Below are 24,512 nucleotides of genomic sequence, written 5' to 3'. Positions count from 1 at the left end.
TCCACAAAGGGGATCAAATGTCCCTTCGGATTTTCAAATGAGACAACGACCATACGGAGACGACCATGTCCCTTCCCGAAAAAGCCTTTCCCGTTTCCTGGGACCAGTTTCACAGGGATGCGCGCGCGCTGGCCTGGCGGCTTGCCGATAATGTGCAGGCGTGGAAATCGATCGTGTGCATCACGCGCGGTGGCCTCGTCCCGGCGGCGATCATCTGCCGGGAGCTGAACATCCGGCTGATCGAGACGGTCTGCGTTGCTTCCTACCATGACTATACGTCGCAGGGCGACATGGTGGTGCTGAAGGGCATTGCGGAGGAGTTGAAGGCCGATGGCGGCAAGGGTGTGCTTGTCATCGACGACCTGACCGACACGGGCAAGACCGTGGCGAAGGTGCGGGAGATCCTGCCCGAGGCCCATTATGCAGCGGTCTATGCCAAGCCCAAGGGACGGCCCCTTATCGACACGTTTGTCACGGAAGTAAGCCAGGATACCTGGATCTATTTCCCCTGGGACATGGGCTTTACCTATCAGGAGCCGATCGCCAAGGGCTCGCGGGGCTGAAGCGCCTCCGCCAGGCGCAACGCTTGCGGGTTCGTGCCGTTTTGAAACAACCGTCTTGAATGACGGGCGTTTTGCGTTACGTTAAATTGACGTTTGAACGGCACCACGGGGATTGCATGATCACCTTTACGCGGCGCGGCGCTGTCGCGCTTCTAGCCGGTGCCGGGCTTTGCCTGACGTCCACCGTTCAGGCCCGTCCCTATTACATGACGCATATCCAGGCCTTTGTTGATGCGCATGTCATTCCGTGGCGCGATACGTCTCGAATGGCTGATCTCGTAAAGGCGTGTAACGCATCCCAGGGGATGCTTTCGCGGCCGCAGCTTCTGGAACTCGACAATCAGTGGGCCAGCGAGATTGCGCTGGGTCGCGGGCCTCTTCTGGACAGCGTGCTGAATTCTCCGCTTGCGAAGATTCTTCGGGACTTCCAGTCCGACAATGTCGGGGTCGTCACCGAGCTGTTCGTCATCGGGCGACCGGGGTTCATCTGTGCGAGCACCGAGCCAACCTCCGATTTCTGGCAGGCCGATGAGCCGAAATGGTCGGAAATCTTCGGCGCGAACCGGTCGGACTGCTTCATTGCGCCGGTCGATCGGGATGATTCCGCGCTCGTCAACCAAAGCCAGGTCAGCCTCGTCATTACCGATCCCCAAAGCGGCCAGCGTATCGGCGTGCTCGTCGTCGGCGTCAATATCGAGGCCTTGTGACGGTCTGCGACGAGCAATCGTCGCCTGATCATATCCCCGCCGAAGTGCGGGCAGCAGCATCGAGCGACGGACACACGCGGCAATCGAGCAAGCACCACGCAGCAGAGCCCAAAGCCTTGTCCGGAAAAAGAAAAACCCGGCCGAAGCCGGGTTCTTGGTGCGGTCGAGAAGACTCGAACTTCCACGGGTTGCCCCACAGCGACCTCAACGCTGCGCGTCTACCAATTCCGCCACGACCGCATCGTGGTAGGTCCGACTTGCGCCGGCGAGCGAGCATGTAGCAAAAGGAATCGGGCGACACAAGAGCGTCACAGGAGAAAAACACGGGCCTGTGAAAAACTCTCGGCGGGCTCGATGCGCCATGCCGGCGACGCGGCTTTACAGGGCCACCGCAAGACGCCATCTATGGATAAAACGACAGGAAGTTCAGCGACATGCAGAGAGACGAGATCATCCGATCGATGTGGCCGGCAAAGGGCTCGCCGGCCGCGCGCTGGCGGATTGCGCCCGGTCTCGTGGCCTATGACGAGGCGGTGGCGACCATGGAGGCGACGGTGGCCGAGATTGCCGCCGGACGGGCGGACGAACTTGTCTGGCTTGTCGAGCATCCGCCTCTCTATACGGCCGGCACGAGCGCGGAGCCGGGCGATCTCGTCTCCCCCGATCGCTTTCCCGTGTTCCAGACCGGGCGCGGCGGGGAGTATACCTATCACGGTCCGGGTCAACGCGTGGTCTATGTCATGCTGGACCTCAAGCGGCGCCAGCAGGACGTGCGCGCCTTCGTGGCGGCGCTGGAGGCTGTCGTGATCGAGACGCTTGCGGCGATGAATGTGACCGGAGAACGGCGCGAGGACCGGGTCGGCGTCTGGGTTCGCCGGCCGGAAAAGCCTCCACTTCCCGACGGGCGCATGGCGGAAGACAAGATCGCGGCCATCGGCATTCGCCTGCGCCGCTGGGTCAGCTTTCACGGCTTTTCGTTGAATGTCGATCCGGACCTTACGCATTTTTCCGGGATCGTGCCCTGCGGCATCCGGGAGTTCGGTGTCACAAGCCTTGTGGATCTGGGATTGCCGGTGATGATGCCGGATGTGGACATCCGCATCCGGGCCGCCTTTGAGACTGTTTTCGGGCCGACGCAGTCTGAATGACAGGCGCAGCGAGGCGGATGCTCACGCCATATCGCCGGAATGCGGCGTGATTGACGTGCTGAATGGCGCTGATGGCCCTGCCCTCCTTCCCCGCCTTGGCCTATGGTTGAAACGCTGCCGGACAGTGCGCATGGTTCGCAACGGTCCGGCAAATCGCGACGATCAGAGGAGACACGCGCATGCGGATGTCGGCTGAGACGATGCTCGGGCGGCTGAAAGCCCGGGGGCAGGACGATACGCTTGGTGGACGGATCTGGCGGGCGCGCGATGCCGTGGATCTTTCGCAGGATGCGCTTGCGGAGCGGATGGGACTACCCGAACCCCTGATCGCCTCATGGGAGGCGGATCGTGACGAACCACAGACCAGGAGCCTTTTCCAGCTCGCCGGCGTGCTTGGCGTTTCCCCCGCCTGGCTGATTGCGGGGGTTGGGATGGGGCCGGACGTGCCCGATGCAGATATCAGCGATCCAGACCACGAGGCCTATAGCGAGGCCGCAGCAATCCCAGCCTTGAAGCGTGACCTTGAGCGGCTGAAGCGGCAACATGCGGCGCTCGGCGCAGCTATCCGGGTCATGGAAGAACGGCTGGCCCGGCTCGACGCCCCCCGATCACAGCCGCTCTGACCGGGGAGACTTCGGCTTCGTGGCCCGGGGTCAAAACCCTTTCAGTTTTTGCTTGAGAAGCGCCGCTGCCTATGCAGAGTCCACCACCGATGGCCTGATTGGGGCGGTTGACGCACCCTTCCAGACCGAATCACATTGAATAGCGAACCAAGAACGATCTGCCCGACATGCGGGGCGGGTTCGACAGCAAGGGAGTTCATCCATGGACGTGCGTGCAGCCGTTGCCGTGCAGGCGGGAAAGCCACTCGAAGTCATGACGGTCCAGTTGGAGGGCCCGCGCGCCGGGGAAGTGCTGGTCGAGGTGAAGGCCACTGGCATTTGCCACACGGACGAGTTCACGCTTTCGGGCGCCGATCCGGAAGGCCTTTTCCCGGCGATTCTCGGCCATGAGGGTGCTGGCGTGGTGGTCGATGTCGGTCCCGGCGTGACCTCGCTGAAAAAGGGCGACCATGTCATTCCGCTCTACACGCCGGAATGCCGCTCCTGCCCGTCCTGCCTGTCGCGCAAGACCAATCTGTGCACCGCCATCCGCGCCACGCAGGGCCAGGGCCTGATGCCCGACGGCACGTCGCGCTTCTCGATCGGCAAGGACAAGATCTTCCACTACATGGGCTGCTCCACCTTTGCCAACTACACGGTGCTGCCGGAGATCGCGCTCGCCAAGGTCAATCCCGACGCGCCTTTCGACAAGATCTGCTACATCGGCTGCGGCGTGACCACCGGCATCGGGGCCGTCATCAACACGGCCAAGGTGGAGATCGGCGCGACCGCCATCGTTTTCGGCCTCGGCGGTATCGGCCTCAACGTCATCCAGGGCCTGCGCCTCGCCGGCGCCGACATGATCATCGGGGTCGATCTGAACAACGAGAAGAAGGCCTGGGGCGAACGCTTCGGCATGACGCATTTCGTCAACCCCAAGGAAGTGGATGGCGACATCGTGCCCTATCTCGTCAACATGACGAAGCGCGGAGCCGACCAGATCGGCGGTGCCGACTATACATTCGACTGCACGGGCAACACCAAGGTGATGCGCCAGGCGCTCGAAGCCTCGCATCGCGGCTGGGGCAAGTCGGTGATTATCGGCGTTGCCGGTGCGGGCCAGGAAATTTCCACGCGTCCGTTCCAGCTCGTCACCGGCCGTACCTGGATGGGCACGGCGTTTGGCGGCGCACGTGGCCGCACCGATGTGCCGAAGATCGTCGACTGGTACATGGAGGGCAAGATCGAGATCGATCCGATGATTACCCACCTTCTGCCGCTCGAGGACATCAACAAGGGCTTCGATCTCATGCATGCGGGTGAATCGATCCGCAGCGTGGTCGTCTATTGACGCTCGCCGAGCCCTACGAGATCGACGTGCGGAGACTGGAAGACTTCTCCGCCGTCGATCTCTACGCCATGCTGAGGCTCAGGGTCGATGTCTTCGTGGTCGAGCAGGCCTGCGTCTATCCGGAACTCGACGGCAAGGACATTGACGCGCTGCACCTGCGGCTCCTCTCCGCTGGAACGCCTATCGCCTGCGCGCGGCTGTTTGCGCCGGCGGGCGGACGAGGCGCGCGCATCGGCCGTGTTGCGGTGTCCACCGACCATCGTGGCCAAAGACTGGGTGAAGCACTGATGAAGGCGGCGATCGCGGAATGCGAGCGCCGCTTTGCGGGCCACGCGATCGAGATTTCCGCCCAGAGCTATCTGCTCACCTTCTATCGCGCTCTCGGCTTCGAGCCGGTTTCGCAGGAATACCTCGAGGATGGCATTGCGCATGTGGACATGGTGCGGGCGTTCCAAACATGACCTCGCCGGCTGGTGGCGCGGTTGGAACGATGCGTGCATGCTCGCTGAACAGCCACTCCTCAACGGTGCGCCTTGGCAACGACCCGGACATTCGCCTCTTTTCGTTTCGACGCTATCTGATTATCTACCGCCCGATCGAGACCGGCGACGGCATCGAACTCATCCGTCTTTTGCACGCAGCGCGGGACTACCCCAGCTTTTTTGACGATTGACCCATGCCCGAAATCTATGTCGATGCCGATGCCTGTCCGGTGAAGCCGGAAATCCTCAAGGTCGCCGAGCGGCACGGCCTGCCGGTGACCTTCGTCGCCAATTCCGGCCTGCGCCCATCGCGCGATCCGATGGTGAAGAACGTGATCGTATCCGGGGCCTTCGATGCTGCCGATGACTGGATTGCCGAACGCGCAGGTACGGGCGACATCGTTGTCACGGCGGATGTTCCGCTTGCCGGCCGCTGCGTGGCGACGGGAGCGCTGGTGACGGGGCCGACGGGGCGCGTGTTCGACACGACGAATATCGGCATGGCGACGGCGATGCGCGACCTTGGTGCACATCTGCGGGAAACGGGAGAGAGCAAGGGCTACAACGCCGCCTTCTCGGCACGCGACCGCTCGGCCTTTCTGGAGACGCTCGAACGGCTGTGCCGGAGGATCAAGGCGTGAAGAGATCCTGGAAAGACCGGCGTTATGCCGCCTTCTGCACAGGCCTTGTCGCGGCCCTGCTGACGGCTATCGTCACGGGGCTTCTTGCGCCGCGTTTCCTTGGCGAGACGCCTGCCCTCGCCTTCTTCGCGGCCTATCTCGTCATCACGGGGATCCGCATTCCACGACTGACGGCCGACTATCTGAAACACCGGGCGGCCCAGAACGACCCGCCGGCCGGTGTGATCCTGCTGGTCACGCTGGTTGCCGTCGTCGTTGCCATCGTGTCGCTGTTTCTCGCGCTGAACGACAAGGGCGCCGGCCGCGGGCTGGAAACGCTGATGGCCTTCGTCGCCGTCATTCTCGGATGGCTGACGATCCACACTATGACGGCGCTCCACTATGCCCATCTCTACTGGATGCCATCGACGCTCGGGACAAAGAGCAAGGCCGGTGAGCGTCCCGTATCCGGCGGGCTGGACTTTCCGGGTGAAGCGCCGCCCGGCGCTACCGAATTTCTCTATTTCTCCTTCGTGATCGGGATGACGGCCCAGACATCCGACGTCGCGATCACCACCACGGCCATGCGGCAGCTGAACCTCCTGCATGCCGTCGTGTCATTCTTCTTCAATACCGTGCTGATCGCCGCATCCGTGAATGCAGTCATCAATCTCGCGCAATAGGCTGGCAGGAAAGTCAGAAAGGAATTCCGATGAAGATCATCTCCCAGAACACCGCCTTTGGCGGCATGCAGGGCGTGTTTGCCCATGATTCCGAGGCCTGCAACTGCGAGATGACCTTTGCCGTCTTCGTGCCGCCGCAGGCGATCGCCGAGCCGCGCCCGGTGCTCTGGTATCTTTCGGGCCTCACCTGCACCCATGCCAACGTGATGGAAAAAGGCGAATATCGCCGGCTGGCCGCCGAGCTTGGGCTGATCATCGTCTGCCCCGACACGAGCCCGCGCGGCAATGATGTGGCAGACGAACTGACCAACTGGCAGAAGGGCAAGGGGGCCGGCTTCTACGTTGATGCGACCGAGGCGCCCTGGTCGCAGCACTACCGCATGTACAGCTACATCACCGAGGAACTTCCGAAGCTGATCTTCGAACAGTTCCGCGCCGATCCCGCCCGCCAGGGCATTTTCGGGCATTCCATGGGTGGGCATGGCGCCATGACGATCGCGCTGAAAAATCCGGATCGCTTCAAAAGCTGCTCTGCCTTCGCGCCCATCGTCCAGCCTTCGACCGCAGACTGGTCGATCGGCGCGCTTACCAGCTATCTCGGCGAGGACGCATCGGCGTGGCGAGCCTATGATGCCTGCGCCCTCGTGGAAGATGGTGCCCGTTTTCCGGAATTCCTGATCGATCAGGGCAAGGCTGACGGCTTTCTGGAAACGGGCCTGCGGCCCTGGCTCTTCGAGACGGCGGTGAAGGATACGGGGATCGGCCTCACGCTGCGCATGCACGAGCGCTACGACCATTCCTATTACTTCATTTCCACTTTCATGGACGATCACCTTCGCTGGCACGCGGAACGTCTCGGATAACCGGAAACGCATTTTGGCGGAGAGGAGGAATGCGTATGGCATTCTTCCCTATCCGCCAGGAAGCTTCAGCCATAAATGCCAACCAACCCGGAGCAGCCGCTGCCAGACGATGTGGTTGCTGCGACGCGTTACGTGCGGGCAATGTTGACTGCCTGTGACGTCTGCGGATCGAGGACGCGGATGCTTGATTGCGCGAGGCCATGCAGCCCCTGCATGTCCACAATCAGGTGCCAGTGGCCCGATGCAGGCACGACGAGACGCAAAGGCGACTTCTTGGCAACGCCGCCTACGAACTGGTGCTTGAGAACCTGCTTGTAAAGCTTCAGATTCTGGTCCGTCATCAGGCGGACATTGGCCACGGCCGAAAGCGTGACTTCGACAATGGTGCCGGCACGCTGCTCGCGGAGATCATAGTGGGTGAAATTGAAAGCCTGCATCGTCCATGCCATCTCAGATTGCGCGACAGAGAAGCGTTTTGCACAGCCGACGACAGACTTTCAGCTTCGCCAGACTGCTCAACACGCCTGTTCTCAAGATCGACTGCATATTAGCGCACTGGAACTTAAAAAAGCTTTTCATCCGCGCCATGTTTTACAAATCAACGCACTGTGAGGACTGACCATGCTCAATATCACCCTTGTCGCCCTGGGCGGCGCCATCGGGTCTGTTCTGCGCTATCTTGTTGGCGTGGCCACGCTTCGAAGCTTCGGGCCGGATTTTCCGTGGGGCACGCTGGCCGTCAACCTGGTTGGCGGACTGCTGATCGGCGTGATCGCCGGCGTTTTCGCGCTTCGCGCCGAGGCTCCGCAGGAGGCGCGCCTTTTCCTCATCACGGGATGCCTCGGCGGCTTTACGACATTTTCAGCCTTCTCGCTGGACGCCGTCACGCTCTTCGAACGCGGACAGGCCCTGACGGCGGCCATCTATGTGGCGACCAGCGTCGGTTTTTCCATCGGTGGCGTTGTCGCGGGGCTGGCCCTGATGCGGGCCATTCTGTAGGAACAGGCCAAAGACGGCAGGTGAACGCTGCTTTCAGCATCGCCCATCGGCCGCACCGACAGAAGGAAGAGACATGGCAGGCATCGAGCACAGGACCGTGGAACCGGACGAGGCCGGAATGCGCGTCGATCGCTGGTTCAAGGTCCACTATCCCGGACTCGGCTTCGGCGCGCTTCAGAAGCTGTTGCGGTCCGGCCAGATCCGTGTCGATGGCGGCCGCGTGAAATCCGACAGCCGCGTCGAGCCGGGCCAGACCGTGCGCGTCCCGCCGCTCGGCGTCGATGGCAAGGACCAGAAGACCGGGCCGATCGGCGCGAAGGATCTGCGCCATTCTGAGGATGGAGAGCTTTTGTCGCGCATGCTCCTGCATGAAGACGACAAGGTGATCGTGCTCAACAAGCCGCCGGGCCTTGCCGTACAGGGCGGCTCGGGCGTCAGCCGGCACATCGACAAGATGCTGGAGGCCTGGACCAACCAGAGGGGCGAGAAGCCGCGTCTGGTGCATCGCCTCGACCGTGACACATCCGGCGTCCTGGTGATTGCCCGGACCCGCGGCGCAGCGCAGAAGCTGACGGCCGCCTTCCGCGAGCGCGACACGAAGAAGACCTACTGGGCGATCGTGAAGGGCGTGCCGCGCAAGCGCGAGGACCGCATCTCCACCTGGCTCGTCAAGGAGCAGACGCCCGACGGCGACCGCATGCGGATCGCCAAGCATGGCGAGGACGGCGCCGACCACGCGGTCTCCTACTATCGCATCCTCGAGCAGGCCGGGCAGAATCTCTGCTGGCTGGAGATGGAGCCCTATACGGGCCGGACGCACCAGCTGCGCGTCCACGCCGCCCATATCGGTCATCCGATCCTCGGCGATCCCAAATATTTCGAGGCCGATATCAACTGGAGTTTTCCGGGCGGCATGCAGAATCGCCTGCACCTTCACGCCCGCCATATCGATATTCCCCACCCGTCCGGCGGGCGCCTGCGCGTCAGCGCGCCGATGCCGCAGCACATGGTGCAGAGCTTCAACCTCATCGGCTTCGACGAAAGCAACGGGGAGATCGCGGGCGAATGAGGCTGGTGCTTTTCGATTGCGACGGCACGCTGGTGGACAGCGGCCGGCTGATCCACGAGGTCATGCGCCGGACCTTCCTGAGCTACGGCCTGCCGGAGCCGGATTATGCAGCGACGAAGGCGATCATCGGGCTCACGCTCGACATCGCCATCGCGCGGGTCGCGGGTCGAACGCATGTGGACGACGAGGTGCTGGCCATGACACAGCATTACAAGGACATCTATGGCGGCGTGCGGGCCGAAGCCGGCTTCCAGGAGCCGCTGTTTGCCGGCATCGACACGATGATGGCGACGCTCGAGGCCGACGAGGCCCTGCTTCTCGGCGCCGTCACCGGCAAGTCGCGGCGCGGCCTGAACCTGATCTCCGAGGCACACGGCTTCGGCAAGACCTTCTTCGTCTCGCGCACGGCTGACGACTGCCCCTCCAAGCCGCATCCGGCCATGGTGACGGAATGCTGCGCGGAAGCGGGCATCGATGCGGCGCGCACCATTGTCATCGGCGACAGCGTTTACGATATGCGGATGGCGATCAATGCCGGAGCGATTCCGATCGGGGTCTCCTGGGGTTACGCAAGCGTTTCCGATCTCGCCGATGCCGGAGCGCGCCACATCGTGCGCACGCCGCACGAGATCGTTGACTGGCTGGAAGAGAACAATGTCTGATTTTCGCGACGACCTGAACGGCATGCTGACGGACGCCGACCCGGTGCGCCGGGCGCAGATCCAGATGCAGAAGCCGGCCACCAAGCGCTTCTACAAGCAGGTAACCATCGGCAAGGCGGAGAGCGGCGGTTATGCAGTGCTGCTGGATGGCCGCAGCCTGAAGACGCCGGCGAAGAACACGCTGACGGTGCCGACGGAGGCGCTGGGCGCGCTTTTGCGCGACGAATGGGATGCGCAGGGCGAGACAATCGAACCGGATACGATGCCGGTAACCCGCCTTGTCAACACCGCCATCGACGGCGTGTCGCGCGAGCACCGCGCCGTGTTCGACGAAATCCTGCGCTTTGCCGGAACGGACATGCTCTGCTACCGCGCCGACCGGCCGGAAGGGCTAGTCATCCGGCAGAAGGATAGCTGGGATCCGATCCTCGAATGGATGGCGGTGGCGGGCGGCGCGCCTTTCGTGACCGTCTCCGGCATCATGCATGCGGAACAACCGCGTGCGGCCATCAACGGCTATGCGGAACTGCTGCGCAGCTACGCGACCCCGCTGGGCCTGACCTGCCTGCATACGGTGACGAGCCTAACCGGCTCCGCCATTCTCGCCATTGCCTTTGCCGAACGGTTCCGCACGCCGGACGAGGTCTGGGCGGCAGCGCATGTGGACGAGGACTGGCAGATCTCGCAATGGGGCGAGGATTTCGAGGCGAAGGTGCGGCGTGAACGCCGCCGCATCGAGTTTGACGCGGCCGTGCGCACGCTCGATTCCCTGCGATAAGCCGGAGAACCAGATGCGGGGGGCGGATCAGCCGCCCCGCTCGCGCCGCAGCTTCGACCACCAGTCGAGGCGCTTGCGAATTTCGCGTTCGAAACCGCGCTCCGGCGGATCGTAGAACTGCTGCCGACCCATCTTTTCCGGGAAGTAATTCTGCCCGGAAAAGGCATCGGGCTGGTCGTGGTCATAGCGATAGCCGTCACCATAGCCCTCGCCCTTCATGAGCTTCGTCGGCGCATTCAGGATGTGCTTGGGCGGCAGGAGCGAGCCGTTTTCCTTCGCCGCCCGCATCGCGGCCTTGTAGGCGACGTAGACGCCGTTCGATTTCGGCGCCGTGGCGAGATAGACGCAGGCATTGGCGAGCGCCAATTCGCCCTCCGGCGAGCCGAGGAAGTCATAGGCATCCTTGGCGGCATTGGCGACGACGAGCGCCTGCGGATCGGCAAGGCCGATATCCTCCACCGCCATGCGCACCAACCGCCGACCCAGGAAGAGCGGGTCCTCGCCCGCATCGAACATGCGGCAGAGATAATAGAGGGCTGCGTCCGGGTCCGAGCCGCGGATCGACTTGTGGAGTGCGGAAATCAGATTGTAATGGCCGTCTTGCGCCTTGTCATAGACCGGCGCGCGCCGCTGCACGACCTCCTGAAGCGCTGCGGCATCGAAGATTTCGCCCGACCGCGCGGCGCGCCACACCTCCTCGGCAAGCGTCAGCACGGCGCGCCCGTCACCATCTGCCATGCGGATCAGGCTGGCGCGCGCTTCCTCATCCAGCGGAAGCGCCCTGCCCTCCACCGTCTCGGCGCGCGCCAGAAGCTCCGTCAGGCTCGCCTCGTCATGGGAGCGGAAGGTGAGCATGCGGGCGCGCGACAGAAGAGCGGCGTTGAGCTCGAAGGACGGATTTTCCGTCGTGGCGCCGACGAGAATGACGGTGCCGTCTTCCATCACGGGCAGGAAACTGTCCTGCTGGGCGCGGTTGAAGCGATGGATCTCGTCCACGAAAAGCAGCGTCTGGCGGCCGGACATGCGCCGGGCGCGGGCTGCCTCGAAGACCTTCTTGAGGTCGGCCACGCCGGAAAAGATCGCCGAGATCTGCTCGAAGGCCAGTCCCGCCTCGCCGGACAGCAGGCGCGCCACCGTCGTCTTTCCGGTGCCGGGCGGCCCCCAGAAGATCATCGAGCCGAGAGAACCCGACTCGATCATGCGCCGGAGCACGCCGTCCGGCCCGGTCAGATGCGCCTGACCGCTGACCTCATCCAGCGATTTCGGCCGCAGGCGGTCTGCCAGCGGCCGTTTCTCCAGAACAGTGTCAGGAGCGCCCTGCGCGAAGAGATCGCTCATCGGAAGAACTGCCGGATGAGCTGGCCGTCGCGCAGAATTTCCACGCGCCAGAAGGCGGGGTCGGCGGCGACGGCCGTTTCGAGCGTCTTCGACTTGTCGATCTGCTGTCCGTTGACGGCAACGACGATATCCTTGGGCTGCAGGCCGATCCGGGCGGCGGGAGAGCCGCGCTTCACCTCGACAATCACGACGCCCTCCGTCGTGTTCCCAAGCCGCAAGTCGTCGGCAAGGCGCGGCGAAAGATTGGCGACAACGGCGCCGGAGAAGGGATTGCGCCCCTCGATCAGGCGTTCATCGCGCGGCGTGGTCTCCGGTGCGGCGGCGAGCGCCAGCGTCACCTCGCGGGCGCGGCCATTCTCGCTCACGGTCAGCTTTGCGTCATGGCCGATGCCCACGGTGGTCAGGCGATAGCCGAGTGCATCGGGATGCTCGACGGCGATGCCGTTGACGGCGGTGATCACCTGTCCCGGCTTCAGGCCCGCCTTCTCCGCCGGCCCGCCCGCGACCACGGCCGTGACCAGCGCTCCGCGCGCGCGGTCAAGGCCAAGCGCTTCGGCGACTTCGGACGTCACAGGCTCGAAACTCGCGCCGATATAGGGCCGCACGAAGCTCGGGCTGCCGCCTTCCGCCGAGGTCACGAAGGAGCGCACGAGATTGGCGGGAATGGCGAAACCAACACCGTTCGAGCCGCCGCCGCGCGAGAAGATCGCGGTATTGATGCCGATGAGCTGGCCTTTCATGTCGATCAGCGCGCCGCCTGAATTGCCCGGATTGATCGCCGCATCCGTCTGGATGAAAAAGCCGAAGTCGCCGGAGACGACCTGATTGCGGGCGAGCGCCGAGACGATGCCGCTCGTGACCGTCTGGCCGACGCCGAAGGGATTGCCGATGGCGAGAACGAGATCCCCGACCTCGACGGCATCGCTGTCGCCGATCGGGATCGTGTCGAATTTCGTATCCGACTTGATCTTGAGGACGGCGAGGTCGAGGCGGTCATCCTTCATCACGACGGTGCTGGCGAATTCGCGGCCATCGGCGAGCGCGACCTTGATGTCATCCGCGCCCTCGATCACGTGATTGTTGGTGACCACGATGCCATTGGCGCCGACGATGACACCGGAACCGAGCGAGGACTGTTTCTCGGTGCGGTTCGGCATGCGCTGGCCGAAGAACTGCTCGAAGAAGGGGTCGCCGTCAAAGGGCGAGCGCTGCTGCACCATGCGCTCGGCATAGACGTTGACCACCGCATTGGCCGTCTGCTTCACCAGCGGCGCAAAGGACATCTGCATTTCGGCGCGATCGGCCGGCAGCCGCTTGGTCTCGGCGCCTGTCGTCTGCGCAACGGCCGCGCCCGGAAGCAGGTCCAGCCGTTCGGCGACAAGCGCCGTACCGGCCACGCCGATGCCGAAAAGGCCGGCACAGGCCAGACCGTACAGAAGGGAACGCGGCGAGAAGGTCCTGAAGAATGGCATTGAAGCGATCCTGAAACGATGGGGTCCGGATGCCAGAAATAGGATGGCGGATCGGGCAAGCAAAGTTAAAAGACGGAAAGAATTGCGGATTTAACAGCCGGCCGGCCTGCTAGCGCTGCGCCGGACCGCCGTCCTTCATCCGGTCGGCAGCACCCGTATCGCCCGATATACCCGGCGCGCGGTTCAGACCGCCGCAAGCGTCCATGGCCGCGCCCCGCAGTCAGAACACACGGCATCCGTGACAAGCCGACGCCGCTCACTCCGCCTCACAGCAAGCCCAGCCGGCACCCGGGCCTGCCAAGAACACTACAACAAGCCGCCTGATACGGGCTTCACGCGTCATGCTGTAAAATTCTGTTTTTGCATGTCTTTTCCTGAAACCGCGGCACACTTTCAGGCGACATGCGTCAGGTTCCCGCCGCCTCAGAACGGGATGTCGTCATCCATGTCGCGCGAGAAATTGCTGGCGCCGGAGGAGGACTGGCGGCCGCTGCCGGCGCTGGCACCGGAGGACTGCGGGCGATCGTAATCGTCATAGGAGGGGCCAGACCCGAAGGAGGAGCCGCCATAGTCGTTGCCGCCGCCGGACATGCGGCGGTCGCCGCCGCCTTCGCCACGACCATCCAGCATGGTCAGCGTCGAGTTGAAGCCCTGCAGCACCACTTCAGTAGAATAGCGGTCATTGCCGTTCTGATCCTGCCACTTGCGGGTCTGCAGCGCGCCTTCGATATAGAGCTTGGCGCCCTTCTTGACGTATTGCTCGACCACCTTGCAGAGGCCTTCATTGAAGACGACGACGGTGTGCCATTCGGTCTTCTCGCGACGTTCGCCGGAATTGCGGTCGCGCCAGCTCTCGGAGGTGGCGATGCGCAGGTTGGCGATCGGGCGGCCATCCTGCGTGCGGCGGATTTCCGGGTCTGCCCCGACATTTCCGACCAGAATTACCTTGTTGACGCTACCAGCCATACTCTTCGTCCCTGTTGAGGGGCGCGCCGGAACACCTGCCGGCCGCCCGCCGAAATTGGCGCCATCATAGACATCCGGCCGCCGCACGGTCACCCGCGCAACCCTGCCTCAGGGGTCAATCCACAGCAATAATCCCCGGCGCCGGATAATTTGTTCTTTTTTTGTTCTAAACATCCCCTATTCTCTTGTCAACCGAATCGGAAACGGGCACGGATAGGCGACATTCCTCCCCAGATGACCCCATGCCCGATGGACAGGCGCGGCAGAAACCCTACATGAGGGACTGCCGAAACCGACGCTGGATATCATGAGCGAACTGAAGACCATTTCCATTCGCGGCGCCCGCGAGCACAATCTCAAGGGTGTCGATCTCGATCTGCCGCGCAACAAGCTGATCGTGATGACCGGCCTTTCCGGCTCGGGAAAATCCTCGCTTGCCTTCGACACGATCTATGCCGAGGGGCAGCGGCGCTATGTCGAAAGCCTCTCGGCCTATGCGCGCCAGTTCCTGGAAATGATGCAGAAGCCGGATGTCGACCAGATCGACGGCCTGTCGCCGGCGATCTCCATCGAGCAGAAGACGACATCGAAGAACCCGCGTTCCACGGTCGGTACGGTCACGGAAATCTACGACTACATGCGCCTTCTGTTCGCGCGCGTGGGCGTGCCCTATTCGCCGGCGACGGGCCTGCCGATCGAGAGCCAGACGGTCAGCCAGATGGTGGACCGCATTCTGGATTTCGGCGAGGGAACAAGGCTTTACATCCTTGCGCCGATGGTGCGTGGCCGCAAGGGCGAGTACAAGAAGGAACTTGCCGAGCTCATGAAGAAGGGCTTCCAGCGCGTCAAGATCGACGGGCAGTTCTATGAAATCGCCGAGGCTCCGGCGCTCGACAAGAAGTACAAGCACGATATCGACGTGGTCGTTGACCGTGTCGTTGTTCGGCCGGATCTCGCCGCCCGCCTTGCCGACAGTCTGGAGACCTGCCTGAAGCTTGCCGATGGTCTCGCGGTGGCCGAATTTGCCGACAAGCCACTGCCGCCGGAGGAAACCTCGGCCGGCGGTTCTGCCAACAAGTCGCTGAACGAGACGCATGAGCGGGTCCTGTTCTCGGAAAAATTCGCCTGCCCTGTCTCCGGTTTCACCATCCCGGAAATCGAGCCGCGGCTGTTTTCCTTCAACAATCCCTTCGGCGCCTGCCCGACCTGCGACGGTCTCGGGAGCCAGCAGAAGATCGACGAGAACCTGATCGTTCCGGAAGCGCATCGCACGCTGAAGGACGGGGCGATCGCGCCTTGGGCCAAGTCGTCCTCGCCCTACTACAACCAGACGCTGGAAGCGCTCGGAAAGGTCTATGGATTCAAGCTTTCGAGCCGCTGGAGCGATCTCACGGAAGCCGCGCAGAACGCGATCCTGCATGGCACGCAGGACAAGGTCGAGTTTGACTACAAGGATGGCGCACGCTCCTACAAGACGGTGAAGACCTTCGAGGGCATCGTGCCCAATCTGGAGCGGCGCTGGAAGGAGACCGACAGCGCCTGGGCGCGCGAGGAAATCGAGCGCTTCATGTCGGCCGCCCCCTGCCCGGCCTGCAACGGCTATCGCCTGAAGCCGGAAGCCCTGGCCGTCAAGATCGACAGGCTGCATATCGGCGAGGTCTGCGCCATGTCGATCCGCGTGGCGCGCGACTGGTTCGAGACGCTGCCGGAGCGCATGAACACCAAGCAGAACGAGATTGCGGTCCGTATTCTCAAGGAAATCCGAGACCGCCTGCGGTTCCTCAACGATGTCGGCCTCGACTATCTCTCGCTGTCGCGCAATTCCGGCACGCTGTCGGGCGGCGAAAGCCAGCGCATTCGCCTCGCCTCGCAGATCGGCTCGGGGCTGACCGGCGTGCTCTACGTGCTGGACGAGCCGTCGATCGGCCTGCATCAGCGCGACAATGCGCGCCTGCTCGACACGCTGCGGCACCTGCGCGACATCGGCAACACCGTGATCGTCGTGGAACACGACGAGGATGCGATCCTGACGGCCGATTACGTGGTCGATATCGGTCCGGCCGCCGGCATCCATGGCGGACGCGTCGTGGCCGCGGGAACGCCGGCGGAGATCATGGCCAACCCGGCCTCGCTCACGGGCAAGTATCTCTCGGGCGAACTGAATGTCGCGGTGCCGGCCGAGCGCCGCAAGCCGAAAAAGAAGAAGGAGCTGAAGGTCGTCGGTGCGCGCGCCAACAACCTCAAATCCGTCACGGCCGCCATTCCGCTCGGCGTCTTTACGGCCGTGACCGGGGTGTCCGGCGGCGGCAAATCGACTTTCCTGATCGAGACGCTCTACAAGGCGGCGGCGCGGCGCGTGATGGGCGCGCGCGAACTGCCGGCCGAGCATGAGCGGATCGACGGTTTCGAGCATATCGACAAGGTGATCGACATCGACCAGTCGCCGATCGGCCGCACGCCGCGCTCGAATCCGGCCACCTATACGGGCGCCTTCACGCCGATCCGTGACTGGTTCGCCGGCCTGCCGGAGGCCAAGGCGCGCGGCTACCAGCCGGGCCGCTTCTCCTTCAACGTCAAGGGCGGGCGCTGCGAGGCCTGCCAGGGTGACGGCGTCATCAAGATCGAGATGCACTTCCTGCCGGACGTCTATGTCACCTGCGACGTCTGCCACGGCAAGCGCTACAATCGCGAGACGCTGGACGTGACGTTCAAGGGCAAGTCGATCGCCGACGTGCTGGACATGACGGTCGAGGAAGGCGTCGATTTCTTCGCCGCCGTGCCGGCCGTGCGCGACAAGCTGGTGACGCTGAACCAGGTGGGTCTCGGCTACATCAAGATCGGCCAGCAGGCCAATACGCTGTCGGGCGGCGAGGCGCAGCGCGTCAAGCTTGCCAAGGAACTGTCGAAGCGCTCGACCGGCCGCACGCTCTACATTCTGGATGAACCGACGACGGGCCTGCATTTCCACGATGTCGCCAAGCTGCTCGAAGTGCTGCACGAACTCGTCAACCAGGGCAATTCGGTCGTCGTCATCGAACATAATCTGGAGGTCATCAAGACCGCGGACTGGATCATCGACTTCGGTCCCGAGGGAGGTGATGGCGGCGGCCAGGTGATCGCCGAGGGTACGCCGGAGGAGGTCGTGAAGGTCGAGCGCTCCTACACGGGCCAGTTCCTGAAAGAGCTTCTGGAGCGGCGTCCGATGAAGACGATCGCTGCGGCGGAATAGGAGAGCGACCATGGCGTCCCGGCCTGACAGCGGAACGATTCGCACCGGCATCGGCGGCTGGACCTTCGAGCCATGGGACGAGAGCTTTTACCCGCCGAAGCTTGCGAAGAAAAAGCAGCTCGAACATGCCAGCCGCAAGCTGACGGCCATCGAGGTCAACGGCACCTATTATTCCAGCCAGAAGCCCGAGACCTTTGCAAAATGGGCCTCCGAGGTGCCGGAGGGTTTCGTCTTTTCGCTGAAGGCGAGCCGCTACTGCACCAATCGCAAGGTGCTGGCCGAGGCCGGGCCTTCGATCGAGAAGTTTCTCGGACGGGGCATTGCCGAACTCGGCCCCCATCTCGGCCCGATCCTCTGGCAGTTCATGGCGACGAAGAAGTTCGATCCAGAGGATTTCGAGGCTTTCCTGACGCTGCTGCCGAAGACGCTGGACGGGCGGCCGCTGCGCCATGTGGTCGAGCCGCGGCACGAGAGTTTTTGCACGCCCGCGTTCATCGATCTTCTGGCGAAGTACGGGGTGGCAGCGGTCTGCGCCGATCACCAGGACTATCCGATGTTTGCGGATGTGACGGCGGATTTCGTCTATGCCCGGCTGCAGAAGGGTACCGACGAGACGCCCACATGCTATCCGGCGGCCGAGATCGATGGCTGGGCCGGACGGTTCAAGACCTATGCGGCAGGTGGCGTTCCGGACGATCTGCCGCTGATCGCGCCAGACCGCAAGACCGATCAGAAGCCGCGCGATGTCTTCGCCTTCTTCATCACGGGCGGCAAGGTGAATGCGCCGGAGGGCGCGCAGGTTATGCAGCGGGCGGTCGACGCTTAATCGCTCGGCGCTGCCCTTCACCCGATGGATCACGGCAGCGGCCGGATCACCCCGACCAGATCTTCCGCCGTCAGCCCCTCGCCTGCCAGATGTCCCGCTTCGCCATGGCGCCAGGCGCCGGCGGCAGCCGCTTCGAAGGGCGGCATGCCCTGCGCGAGATGGGCACCGATGATGCCCGCCAGCACGTCGCCGGAGCCGGCGGTCGCCAGCCATGGCGGCGCGGAGATGTTGATGACGGCGCGGCCGTCAGGCGCAGCAATCACCGTATCGGCACCCTTGAGCAGCACGACGGCGCCGCTGCGGGCGGCCGCGGCACGGGCCTTGTCGATCTTGGACAGCGCGTCCTTGGCCGAAAGATCAGGGAAGAGTCGGGCGAATTCGCCGGCATGCGGGGTCAGCACCACCGGCCAGCCATTCTGCCTGACGGCATCGAAGAGGCTTTCCGGTTCGCCGGCAAAGGCCGTGATGGCATCGGCATCGAAGACCGTGGGGCGCCCGACGAGAGCAAGCGCGTAGAGCCGCGTGGTCTCGCTGACGCCGAAGCCGGGGCCGAGCACGAAGGCGGACAGGCGCCGATCTTCCAGCCAGTCGGTGAGACCGGCGAGATCGTCGAGCCGGCGCGTCATGACAGCGGTCAGGTGAGCCGCATTGATGCTCAGGGCATTCCCCGGGCTTGCCAGCGTGACCAGCCCTGCTCCGGCCTTCAGGCCCGCAGACGCCGAAAGGCGCGATGCTCCCGTGTGGGAGGGGCCGCCGGAGAAAACGACGAGATGACCGCGGCTGAACTTGTGGCTGGCAGACCCCGTTTCCTTGCGCCCTGCCGCGAAGATGGCCGGCGTGTTGATGGCAAGCGGGCCGGCCTGCGCCGCCACCAGGCGTTCCGGAATCCCGATATCGACGATCTCGACGACACCGCAATGGTCGCGGCCGGGCAGCAGGACGTGGCCGGGTTTCAAGGTCATGAAGGTCACGGTTCGCCTCGCCCGGAAGGCGCCGCCTCGTACCGCACCGGTGCACCCGTCGATACCCGAGGGCAGATCGACGCTGATCACCGGAAGGTCGAGATCCTTGCACAGTGTCGCGAGCGCCACAACACTCTCGGGTACCGGGCGCGACAGGCCGGCGCCGAAGAGCGCGTCGATCACGACGTCGCCCCGCCTCGGATCGCAGGCTTCGAGGGCGTGGACAGTGTCCTGCCAGCCGGCCGCGGCGCGTGCGGCGTCTCCGGTCAGGCGGTCGGGGGGAACAAGCGAAAAGACAAGAACGGGAGCACCGCTTTCTCTCAGCGCACGCGCGGCCACATAACCATCGCCGCCATTGTTTCCCGGACCTGCGAGAACAAGGAAGCGCAGCGCCTCGGGATGGTCTGCCAGCGCTGCGGCAGCGACCGCCTCGCCGGCACTCTGCATCAGACGGAAACTGTCGATGCCAGAGGCTGCCGCCGCCCGATCGACGCGCGCCATCTCCTCAGGTGTCAGCAGGCGTTGGTTTCTTTGCAATAATTCGAACATGGAGCGAACTTTAGCTGGACTAACACGGCGCCGGTATCACGAACGTCCGCCACGGGAGTCTTTTGACAGTCATATGCAGCAAATCTGCGACGTTCTCGGCGAGCGCAAAATTATGCTTACAAATTAGTCATTTGCATAAATTTAACGCTCAAATATGTTGCTTAACAAAGGCCGCATTCTGCTGCACAGTAGCCTGCGCGCGGAAAATCGGCAGCTTCGCCAAAAAGCAGGCAAATTTGTCGAGGAACGGGCGAAAATGGCGCTGGACGCCGGGGAAAACCTGCCGATTCGGCTCAGATGACGCAGATTTCTGGTGATTTGGCACACAACCTGCATAGACTGGCGCATGCGGGCCAGGCCTGCTGCAACGGGAGAAGCGGAGAGTGTTTTCCTCATGAAAAAGATCGAAGCGATCATCAAGCCCTTCAAGCTCGATGAGGTGAAGGAGGCCCTTCAGGAAGTTGGCCTGCAGGGCATCACGGTGACGGAAGCCAAGGGTTTCGGCCGCCAGAAAGGCCATACGGAGCTTTATCGCGGCGCCGAATACGTGGTCGATTTCCTGCCGAAGGTGAAGGTGGAAGTCGTGCTGGCCGACGAGAATGCCGATGCCGTGATCGAGGCCATCCGCAATGCGGCCCAAACCGGGCGCATCGGCGACGGCAAGATCTTCGTGTCCAACATCGAGGAAGTGATCCGCATCCGGACCGGTGAAACCGGCGTGGATGCCATCTGACTGCAATGATCCCCGGCTACAGCCAAGGCCGGGCAAGAACCGTCAACCAATAAGGGACCGGAAACACAATGACGACCGCCAACGACATTCTCAAGCAAATCAAGGACAACGACGTCAAGTTCGTCGATCTGCGCTTTACCGACCCGCGCGGCAAGCTGCACCACCTGACGATGGACGTGTCCTGCGTCGATGAAGACATGTTCGCCGACGGCGTGATGTTCGACGGCTCCTCGATCGGCGGCTGGAAGGCCATCAACGAGTCCGACATGGTGCTGATGCCGGATCCCGATACGGTCCATATGGACCCGTTCTTCGCCCAGTCCACCATGGTGATCGTCTGCGACATTCTCGATCCCGTCTCGGGCGAGGCCTACAACCGCGACCCGCGCGGCACGGCCAAGAAGGCGGAAGCCTATCTCAAGGCCTCCGGCATTGGCGACACGGTCTTCGTCGGCCCGGAGCCGGAGTTCTTCGTGTTCGACGACGTGAAGTACAAGGCCGATCCCTACAACACCGGCTTCAAGCTCGATTCGAACGAGCTGCCGTCGAATGACGACACCGACTACGAGACGGGCAACATGGGTCACCGCCCGCGCGTCAAGGGCGGCTATTTCCCGGTTCCGCCGATCGACAGCGCCCAGGACATGCGCTCGGAAATGCTGACGGTTCTCGCCGAAATGGGCGTCGTCGTCGAAAAGCAGCACCATGAAGTGGCCGCTGCCCAGCACGAGCTCGGCGTCAAGTTCGACACGCTCGTGCGCAACGCCGACAAGATCCAGATCTACAAGTATGTCGTCCACCAGGTCGCCCATGCCTATGGCAAGACGGCCACCTTCATGCCGAAGCCGATCTTCGGCGACAACGGCTCCGGCATGCATGTGCATCAGTCGATCTGGAAGGATGGCAAGCCGACCTTTGCCGGCGACGAATATGCCGGCCTCTCGGAAAGCTGCCTCTACTATATCGGCGGCATCATCAAGCATGCCAAGGCGATCAACGCCTTCACCAACCCGACCACCAACTCCTACAAGCGTCTCGTGCCGGGCTATGAAGCGCCGGTTCTGCTCGCCTATTCGGCCCGCAACCGCTCGGCCTCGTGCCGCATTCCCTTCGGCTCCTCGCCGAAGTCGAAGCGCGTCGAAGTACGCTTCCCCGATCCGCTGGCAAACCCCTATCTCGGCTTTGCGGCCATGCTGATGGCCGGCCTCGACGGCATCAAGAACAAGATCCATCCGGGCAAGGCCATGGACAAGGATCTCTACGACCTGCCGCCGAAGGAGCTGAAGAAGATCCCGACGGTCTGCGGCAGCCTGCGCGAAGCGCTCGAAAACCTCGACAAGGACCGCAAGTTCCTCACCGCCGGCGGCGTCTTCGACGACGACCAGATCGACGCCTATATCGAACTGAAGATGGTCGAGGTCATGCGCTACGAAATGACCCCGCACCCGGTCGAGTTCGACATGTATTACTCGGCCTGATCGGCTGATGATTTGGAAACCCCGGCGGCTCATCCCGCCGGGGTTTTGCGTTGCCGGTTGAGAGATCGGGCGCCGTCGAAGGTTGCTCCAGGGTTGGCCTTGGCGGTCTCCTCCGCTATTGATCGGCCCAGCGAGACAGTTGCGAAAGTCCACGATGCGTCGTTTCCTGCCTGATACCTTCACCCTTCTTCTGGTTGCCACCGTCGTGTTCGCGAGCTTTCTTCCGGCGCGCGGAGTCATTGCCGACTGGCTTGATGTGCTTGTCGACATCATGATCGGGCTGGTCTTCTTCCTGCATGGCGCGCGGCTGTCGCGGGATGTGGTGATTGCGGGCTTCCTGCACTGGCGGCTGCATCTGGCGATCCTCGGCACGACCTTCGTGCTCTTCCCCGTCATCGGACTTGCGCTCGGACTCGTTCCGGAAAGCCTGCTGCCACGCTCGCTCTATCTCGGCCTGCTCTATCTCTGCCTGCTGCCCTCCACCATCCAGTCATCGATCGCCTTCACCTCCATGGCAGGCGGCAATGTGCCGGCGGCGGTCTGTGCCGCATCGGCGTCGAACATCTTCGGCATGTTCCTGACGCCTTTCCTCGTCGGCCTGCTGTTTTCAGCCGGCGGGCACGGAAGCTTTTCCTTCGATGCGCTACAGCAGATCCTGCTCCAGCTGTTTGCGCCCTTCGTGCTCGGGCAGGTGCTGCAGCCATGGATCGGCAACTGGGTGCGTGCGCGCAAGGCGCTGCTGACGCCCATTGATCGCGGCTCGATCCTGCTCGTCGTCTACCTCGCCTTCGGAAAGGCGGTGCTGGAGGGTATCTGGAGCAACTATACGGTCGCCGATCTCGCCGTTGTCGTCGGCCTCGACATGCTCATTCTCGCCCTTGTGCTGACGGCGACCATGTATGGAAGCCGGAAACTCGGCTTCTCGAAGCCGGACGAGATCACCATCACGTTCTGCGGGTCGAAGAAGAGCCTCGCCAGCGGCGTGCCGATGGCCAATGTTATCTTTGCGGGTCAGCCGATCGGTGCCATCCTCCTGCCGCTGATGCTCTTCCACCAGATCCAGTTGATGGCCTGCGCGGTGATTGCCCAAGGATATGCGCGGAAAGCTCGCCGGGCGGCCGCCGCAAGCGGCGCGGTAGAACCGGCCAAGGTTGCGGCATAGGTCGGGGCGTCCGCCTGCGCGGTCAGGGTTGCGCGGGTGCGGCTTCCGGCGTCTGTCCGGTCGCCGGCGGCTTTGCGTCGGCCCGCGCCCGCAGCACGTCGAGTTCAGCGCTCAGCCGGGCGAGATCTGCTTCAGCGCCCACGATTTCTGCACGCAGCGCCTCTGCGGTCTTCAAGGCGGCATCCCGTTCGGCTGTGCGGGTCGCAAGACTGCCTTCGAGCGCCGTCACTTGCGCCTCCAGCGCCTTGCCGGCTGCGGCGATCCGCGTCGCTTCGGCCCTGGCGGCGGCGGATACCATCTTCTCGCTGTCGAGCGCGCCGGTCAGCTTGGCAAGCCGGGCGAGATAGTCGGCGCTGGCGCGTTGGGCTTCCTCGTTGGCAGCCTTGATCCGCACCTGCAATTCGGACACTTCCGCATCCCGCTTGTCGAGCAGGCGGTTGAGCTTCGGCACCTCGGTCAATTTCAGCGCCGCATAGTCCTTCTCGATCTCCGCAGCCCAGTTGGCCGAATTCTGCCTGAACGCATCGAGCTCGCGCGCCAGCGACTCCTTCTCCAGGTCGGCAGACTGTCGCGCAGAGGTCATGGCGGCAAGGTCTGTCCTCAGCCCGGCCATCTCGCTCGTCAGTCGCTGGCGATCGGCGACAACGAGCAAGCCGCCGGCGACGAGGGCTGCCGCAAGCAACGCGGTCACGATCGTGCGGCCGCTCCCGCGGTGCGCGGAGCCGCGTGCGATCACCTGACTTTTGCGTGCCGTGCGTGCTGCCAAGCTGGTCTCCCCGCAAGCGCCTGTTGCCTTCATTTCAAGTCCTTGCGAGCGCGAGCATGGACCCATTGATGTTACGGCTGTGTGACCCCAATTATTCGCTGAAAGGATGATTGGGGCCATGAAACAGAGAAACGCGAAATTTCAGATCGGACAAGTCGTTCGCCATCGCATTTTTCCCTTCCGCGGCGTGATCTTCGATGTCGACCCGGAATTTGCCAATACGGAAGAGTGGTGGAACGCAATCCCCGCCGAGGTGCGGCCGCACAAGGACCAGCCCTTCTACCACCTCTTCGCCGAGAATGCGGAGACGGAGTATGTGGCCTATGTTTCGGAGCAGAACCTCGTGCTGGATGACAGCGGCGTGCCGGTGCGCAACGCGCATGTGCATGCGCTCTTCACACCGGACGGGGCCGGTGCCTTCAAGCCGAAGGCCGTCGTGCAGCACTGAGGCAGGAGCCGCACATCAAATGCAAAACGGCCCGGACGGTGATCCGGGCCGTTTTG

General features: G+C 63.3%; 26 protein-coding genes and 1 tRNA gene. 20 read left to right on the top strand and 7 right to left on the bottom strand.

The window, feature by feature from the left end:
- Positions 1-65 precede the first annotated feature (65 nt).
- Both gpt and ACED18_RS02830 read left to right on the top strand, forming a co-directional pair.
- The gene (gene gpt, locus ACED18_RS02835) at positions 66-563 is read left to right on the top strand and encodes a xanthine phosphoribosyltransferase (RefSeq protein WP_377288790.1); all 498 of its coding nucleotides are present in this window, start codon (positions 66-68) and stop codon (positions 561-563) included.
- 59 nt (positions 564-622) lie between these two features.
- Positions 623-1,270: a hypothetical protein gene (locus tag ACED18_RS02830; RefSeq protein ID WP_377288788.1), complete on the top strand. Its 648-nt coding sequence runs from the start codon at positions 623-625 to the stop codon at positions 1,268-1,270.
- 155 nt (positions 1,271-1,425) lie between these two features.
- Here ACED18_RS02830 and ACED18_RS02825 read toward each other — a convergent pair.
- A tRNA-Leu gene (locus ACED18_RS02825) sits at positions 1,426-1,510 on the bottom strand.
- 194 nt (positions 1,511-1,704) lie between these two features.
- Here ACED18_RS02825 and lipB point away from each other — a divergent pair.
- The 8 genes from lipB to fghA all read left to right on the top strand — a co-directional run bounded on the left by lipB (position 1,705) and on the right by fghA (position 7,019).
- Entirely contained in the window at positions 1,705-2,418 is a 714-nt protein-coding gene (gene lipB / locus ACED18_RS02820) for a lipoyl(octanoyl) transferase LipB (protein ID WP_377288786.1), read from the top strand.
- A gap of 179 nt (positions 2,419-2,597) precedes the next feature.
- Positions 2,598-3,041, top strand: a complete 444-nt coding sequence (locus ACED18_RS02815; protein ID WP_377288784.1) for a helix-turn-helix domain-containing protein — start codon at positions 2,598-2,600, stop codon at positions 3,039-3,041.
- A gap of 202 nt (positions 3,042-3,243) precedes the next feature.
- Entirely contained in the window at positions 3,244-4,371 is a 1,128-nt protein-coding gene (locus tag ACED18_RS02810) for an S-(hydroxymethyl)glutathione dehydrogenase/class III alcohol dehydrogenase (protein ID WP_377288782.1), read from the top strand.
- A complete protein-coding gene (locus tag ACED18_RS02805; protein WP_377288780.1) occupies positions 4,368-4,832 on the top strand; it encodes a GNAT family N-acetyltransferase in 465 nt (154 codons plus the stop codon). The genes ACED18_RS02810 and ACED18_RS02805 overlap by 4 nt, the downstream gene beginning before the upstream one ends.
- Positions 4,829-5,044 (top strand): type II toxin-antitoxin system RelE/ParE family toxin, encoded by a 216-nt coding sequence (locus ACED18_RS02800; protein WP_377288778.1) that lies wholly within the window; start codon positions 4,829-4,831, stop codon positions 5,042-5,044. The genes ACED18_RS02805 and ACED18_RS02800 overlap by 4 nt, the downstream gene beginning before the upstream one ends.
- A gap of 3 nt (positions 5,045-5,047) precedes the next feature.
- On the top strand, positions 5,048-5,494 hold the full coding sequence (locus ACED18_RS02795) for a YaiI/YqxD family protein (RefSeq protein WP_377288776.1): 447 nt from the start codon (positions 5,048-5,050) through the stop codon (positions 5,492-5,494).
- Positions 5,491-6,156 (top strand): DUF1345 domain-containing protein, encoded by a 666-nt coding sequence (locus ACED18_RS02790; RefSeq protein ID WP_377288774.1) that lies wholly within the window; start codon positions 5,491-5,493, stop codon positions 6,154-6,156. Before ACED18_RS02795 ends, ACED18_RS02790 begins: the two co-directional genes overlap by 4 nt.
- Before the next feature lie 29 nt (positions 6,157-6,185).
- A complete protein-coding gene (gene fghA, locus ACED18_RS02785; protein WP_377288772.1) occupies positions 6,186-7,019 on the top strand; it encodes an S-formylglutathione hydrolase in 834 nt (277 codons plus the stop codon).
- Between the two features lie 128 nt (positions 7,020-7,147).
- Here fghA and ACED18_RS02780 read toward each other — a convergent pair whose 3' ends face one another.
- Positions 7,148-7,468, bottom strand: a complete 321-nt coding sequence (locus tag ACED18_RS02780) for a DUF1883 domain-containing protein (RefSeq protein WP_377288770.1) — start codon at positions 7,466-7,468, stop codon at positions 7,148-7,150.
- Positions 7,469-7,640: 172 nt separating this feature from the next.
- On the opposite strand from ACED18_RS02780, the gene crcB reads away from it, so the two are divergent.
- The 4 genes from crcB (at position 7,641) to ACED18_RS02760 (ending at position 10,527) form a co-directional block, all read left to right on the top strand.
- The gene (crcB, locus tag ACED18_RS02775) at positions 7,641-8,018 is read left to right on the top strand and encodes a fluoride efflux transporter CrcB (protein WP_377288768.1); all 378 of its coding nucleotides are present in this window, start codon (positions 7,641-7,643) and stop codon (positions 8,016-8,018) included.
- A 73-nt stretch (positions 8,019-8,091) separates the two neighbouring features.
- A complete protein-coding gene (locus ACED18_RS02770; protein WP_377288766.1) occupies positions 8,092-9,087 on the top strand; it encodes an RluA family pseudouridine synthase in 996 nt (331 codons plus the stop codon).
- Entirely contained in the window at positions 9,084-9,749 is a 666-nt protein-coding gene (locus tag ACED18_RS02765) for an HAD-IA family hydrolase (RefSeq protein WP_377288764.1), read from the top strand. Before ACED18_RS02770 ends, ACED18_RS02765 begins: the two co-directional genes overlap by 4 nt.
- Complete coding sequence (locus ACED18_RS02760) at positions 9,742-10,527, top strand: ATP12 family chaperone protein (protein ID WP_377288762.1); 786 nt, start codon at positions 9,742-9,744, stop codon at positions 10,525-10,527. Before ACED18_RS02765 ends, ACED18_RS02760 begins: the two co-directional genes overlap by 8 nt.
- A gap of 27 nt (positions 10,528-10,554) precedes the next feature.
- On the opposite strand, the gene ACED18_RS02755 is transcribed toward ACED18_RS02760, so the two are convergent.
- The 3 genes from ACED18_RS02755 to ACED18_RS02745 form a co-directional block, all read right to left on the bottom strand.
- A complete protein-coding gene (locus ACED18_RS02755; RefSeq protein WP_377288760.1) occupies positions 10,555-11,865 on the bottom strand; it encodes a replication-associated recombination protein A in 1,311 nt (436 codons plus the stop codon).
- Positions 11,862-13,154: a DegQ family serine endoprotease gene (locus tag ACED18_RS02750; RefSeq protein WP_377290995.1), complete on the bottom strand. Its 1,293-nt coding sequence runs from the start codon at positions 13,152-13,154 to the stop codon at positions 11,862-11,864. The genes ACED18_RS02755 and ACED18_RS02750 overlap by 4 nt, the downstream gene beginning before the upstream one ends.
- Before the next feature lie 606 nt (positions 13,155-13,760).
- On the bottom strand, positions 13,761-14,303 hold the full coding sequence (locus tag ACED18_RS02745) for a single-stranded DNA-binding protein (protein ID WP_377288758.1): 543 nt from the start codon (positions 14,301-14,303) through the stop codon (positions 13,761-13,763).
- Between the two features lie 307 nt (positions 14,304-14,610).
- On the opposite strand from ACED18_RS02745, the gene uvrA reads away from it, so the two are divergent.
- Positions 14,611-17,532 carry an excinuclease ABC subunit UvrA gene (gene uvrA, locus ACED18_RS02740; protein ID WP_377288756.1) on the top strand — a complete coding sequence of 974 codons (2,922 nt, stop codon included), beginning with the start codon at positions 14,611-14,613 and terminating at the stop codon, positions 17,530-17,532.
- Between the two features lie 10 nt (positions 17,533-17,542).
- Positions 17,543-18,358, top strand: a complete 816-nt coding sequence (locus tag ACED18_RS02735) for a DUF72 domain-containing protein (protein WP_377288754.1) — start codon at positions 17,543-17,545, stop codon at positions 18,356-18,358.
- 29 nt (positions 18,359-18,387) lie between these two features.
- Here the strand turns inward: ACED18_RS02735 and ACED18_RS02730 are convergent, their stop codons facing one another.
- Complete coding sequence (locus tag ACED18_RS02730; protein WP_377288752.1) at positions 18,388-19,869, bottom strand: NAD(P)H-hydrate dehydratase; 1,482 nt, start codon at positions 19,867-19,869, stop codon at positions 18,388-18,390.
- Between the two features lie 394 nt (positions 19,870-20,263).
- On the opposite strand from ACED18_RS02730, the gene ACED18_RS02725 reads away from it, so the two are divergent.
- The 3 genes from ACED18_RS02725 to ACED18_RS02715 all read left to right on the top strand — a co-directional run bounded on the left by ACED18_RS02725 (position 20,264) and on the right by ACED18_RS02715 (position 23,242).
- A complete protein-coding gene (locus tag ACED18_RS02725; RefSeq protein ID WP_038542987.1) occupies positions 20,264-20,602 on the top strand; it encodes a P-II family nitrogen regulator in 339 nt (112 codons plus the stop codon).
- Between the two features lie 68 nt (positions 20,603-20,670).
- Positions 20,671-22,080 (top strand): type I glutamate--ammonia ligase, encoded by a 1,410-nt coding sequence (gene glnA, locus ACED18_RS02720; RefSeq protein ID WP_377288749.1) that lies wholly within the window; start codon positions 20,671-20,673, stop codon positions 22,078-22,080.
- A 154-nt stretch (positions 22,081-22,234) separates the two neighbouring features.
- The gene (locus tag ACED18_RS02715; RefSeq protein WP_377288747.1) at positions 22,235-23,242 is read left to right on the top strand and encodes a bile acid:sodium symporter family protein; all 1,008 of its coding nucleotides are present in this window, start codon (positions 22,235-22,237) and stop codon (positions 23,240-23,242) included.
- Between the two features lie 22 nt (positions 23,243-23,264).
- Here ACED18_RS02715 and ACED18_RS02710 read toward each other — a convergent pair whose 3' ends face one another.
- Complete coding sequence (locus ACED18_RS02710; protein WP_377288745.1) at positions 23,265-24,008, bottom strand: hypothetical protein; 744 nt, start codon at positions 24,006-24,008, stop codon at positions 23,265-23,267.
- Positions 24,009-24,126: 118 nt separating this feature from the next.
- Between ACED18_RS02710 and hspQ the strand changes: the two genes are divergently transcribed.
- Positions 24,127-24,456 (top strand): heat shock protein HspQ, encoded by a 330-nt coding sequence (gene hspQ / locus ACED18_RS02705; protein ID WP_377288743.1) that lies wholly within the window; start codon positions 24,127-24,129, stop codon positions 24,454-24,456.
- Positions 24,457-24,512: the final 56 nt, after the last annotated feature.

Origin of the sequence: Rhizobium sp. SG2393 (assembly GCF_042610495.1) — a bacterium.
Classification (GTDB): Bacteria; Pseudomonadota; Alphaproteobacteria; order Rhizobiales; family Rhizobiaceae; genus RU20A.
This window is presented reverse-complemented; position numbering and strand designations above follow the sequence as displayed.